The sequence below is a fragment of the Nguyenibacter vanlangensis genome, assembly GCF_013376155.1.
GTDB classification, from domain to species: Bacteria; Pseudomonadota; Alphaproteobacteria; order Acetobacterales; family Acetobacteraceae; genus Gluconacetobacter; species Gluconacetobacter vanlangensis.
Genome location: NZ_JABXXP010000401.1, coordinates 1 through 2,678, shown reverse-complemented (window position 1 = coordinate 2,678; position 2,678 = coordinate 1). Strand labels below are relative to the sequence as shown.

Here is a 2,678-nt window from a genome sequence, read left to right as displayed (position 1 = left end):
GCCCTGGCCAGGCAGAATGCCGCCGCGCTGGCGGAGCGGACGGGCGTGCGCGTGATCGGCGCCGATACACTGGCCGCGTTGCTGGCGGACCCGGCGCGCACGCTCTACCGGCTGGATGTGCGCACGCCCGAGGAATACCAACATGGCCACCTGGCCGGCTTCCGCTCCGCCCCGGGCGGCCAGCTTGTCCAGGCGACCGACGAATGGATCGGCGTGCGGCACGGCACGATCGTGCTGACGGATGATGACGGGGTGCGTGCCCGCATGACCGGTCATTGGCTGAGGCAACTCGGCTGGCGCGAGGTCTATGTGCTGGACGGCTGGTCGGACCTGCCGCGCGAGTCCGGGCCGGAGCCGGTCCTGCTGGCGGCGTCTCCGCCCGAGGTGGAAATGATCGCGCCGTCGGACCTGGCCGCGCTTCGGGATGAGGCATGGGTGATCGACCTGGCCACCAGCCCTGAATTCCGCAGGGGCCATATCCCCGACGCGCGCTTCGCGATCCGGACCGGCCTGGCTGATCATCCTGCCCTGGAGACGGTGCGGGAGATCGTGCTGACCTCACCCGACGGACTCGCTGCACGTCTGGCCGCGCCGGAACTGGCGCGGCAGGGCAGGCATGTCCGCGTGTTGGCCGGGGGTACCCGCGCCTGGCAGCAGGCCGGGCTAGGGCTGGAAACCGGGCTCGACCCCGCGACCGCCCTGTTCGGCGCCGACGATGTCTACAAGCGCCCTTATGAGGGCACCGACAACGCCGCCGCCGCGATGCAGGCCTATCTGGACTGGGAATTCGGGCTGGTCGCGCAGTTGGAGCGCGACGGAACCCATGGTTTCACGGTGCTGGAGTGATCCGGCGGGCGTGATCGGGCAATGCGGTCCGTCCTGTTACGTCAGGGCGGACCGGCCGGCGGCGATCAGGGCGCTGTCGCCCTGCGGCGTATGAATCCGTCCGCACAGCACGTCGCGATAATGGCGTTCCAGCGGATTGTCCTGGCTTAACCCCGGATTGCCGATCGCGGCCACCGCCTTGCCGACGGCGGCGATCGCGTTTTCGGTCACGACATGCTTGACCAGCCCGGCATCGGTGTCGGCGCGCTCGCCGTTCTCCTCGCGGGTCAGCGCGTGCTCGATCAGGGCGCGGTTGGTCAGCAGCAGGGCGTCGATCTCGCCGAGCAGGACCTGAAAGCGCGGCAGGCTGGCCAGCGGTGCGCCCAGATTGGTGGGCACCCGGTCATGCAGGAAGCCCACCAGCCAGTCGCGGGCGGCATGCGCCACCCCGTCATAGAGCGCCGCGATGACGACGGCATGCCAACTGGCCAGTTGCACGGCTTCGTCCGGCGCGGCGGCGGGCGGGGCGAGATTGACCAGATAACGTTCGGGAATCGCCACGTCTTCGAAGCGGATGGTGTGACTGCCGGTCGCGCGCATGCCCATCTGGTGCCAGCTTTTCTCGATCCGCACGCCGGGCAGGTCCAGCGGCACCAGCACCTGTCCGACACGCGGCGTATCGCCGTCCGTACGTGCCCATACTGCCCCCCAGCGCAACGCCGTCGAACCGGTCGAGAAGATCTTGCACCCGTTGATCCGCCAGGTCGCGCCGTCCTGCCGGACGGTGGTGGCAGGCAGGCCGCCGCGCGCCGGCGTGCCCAGTTCGGGCTCGACGCGCAGCGCGTTGATCAGCGCCCCCTCCTGCGCGATGCTGCGGAACAGTTCCATCTTGACATCGTCGGGCCAGCGATCCGAACGGACGATCGCGCCGGACTGAAGATATTGCATCGACACGATCAGCGCGGTGGACGGGTCGCCGCGTGCGATGCGGCTGACGACCTCCAGCATCGTGCGCAGCCCGATCGCCAGGCCGCCATGGGTGCGGGGCAAGGCCAGAGCCAGGAAACCCGCGTCGCGCAGCTCTGCCAGATTGTTTAGCGCAATCTCGCCCGAGCGGTCATATTCCGCCGCCCGCGCCGCGAAGCGCGGCACCAGCCGGTCCAGCGCCGCCCAGTCCGGCGTGTCATGCCGCGTCGGTGCGACCGGTAGCGTGTCCATCCGTTCGTTCTCCTTCCTCGTATCCGTCTTCCTGGTATCCGTCGTCGGGATCAAGGCGCGGCAAGGCTTTCGTCGAAGGCCGTGGGCAGGGCGTCCGTGCCCGATACCAGCCCGGCCTTGCGATAACTGTCCAGAGTCGCCTGCTCCTGCGCAACCACATGATGATCCAGCGGCACGGGTGCCGCGATCTGTTTTTCGGCGACGGCCAGGGCCACGTCGTCCGGCAGTCCTGTCTGCCGCGCCAGGATCGCGGCATAGTCCGCCAGATGGGCGTGCCCCCAGGCATAGGCCCGGGTGACGCGCCGGTAGAAATCGGCCAATTGCGCACGCTTGTGCGCCAGCGCCGCCTGGTTGGCGACGAAGAAACTGTTGCCGGGCAGGAGACCGCTCCCGTCCACCACCACATGCCCGTGGCCGCGCAGCACCTCCAGAGACACATAAGGCTCCCAGGTCGACCAGGCGTCCAGGTTGCCGGCGTCGAGCGCGGCCTTGGCCTGAGCCGGGGTCAGGAACACGATGCGGGGCGCGGGCGGCGGAATCGCGCCGCTCTGGATCAGGCGCAGCAGCAGCAGATGCCCGATCGAGCCGCGTCCGGTGGCGATCCGCTTGCCCGAAAGCCCTGCGGCGTCGTGGAT

3 protein-coding genes are annotated in these 2,678 nt (G+C 69.3%); 1 reads left to right on the top strand and 2 read right to left on the bottom strand.

Going from position 1 to position 2,678, the window contains the following annotated elements:
* On the top strand, positions 1 to 846 hold an 846-nt coding region (locus HUK84_RS14485; RefSeq protein WP_281362825.1), incomplete at its 5' end, for a rhodanese-like domain-containing protein.
* A gap of 36 nt (positions 847 to 882) precedes the next feature.
* On the opposite strand, the gene HUK84_RS14480 is transcribed toward HUK84_RS14485, so the two are convergent.
* A complete protein-coding gene (locus HUK84_RS14480; RefSeq protein ID WP_176640917.1) occupies positions 883 to 2,043 on the bottom strand; it encodes an acyl-CoA dehydrogenase family protein in 1,161 nt (386 codons plus the stop codon).
* 50 nt (positions 2,044 to 2,093) lie between these two features.
* On the bottom strand, positions 2,094 to 2,678 hold a 585-nt coding region (locus HUK84_RS14475; RefSeq protein ID WP_176640916.1), incomplete at its 5' end, for an ABC transporter substrate-binding protein.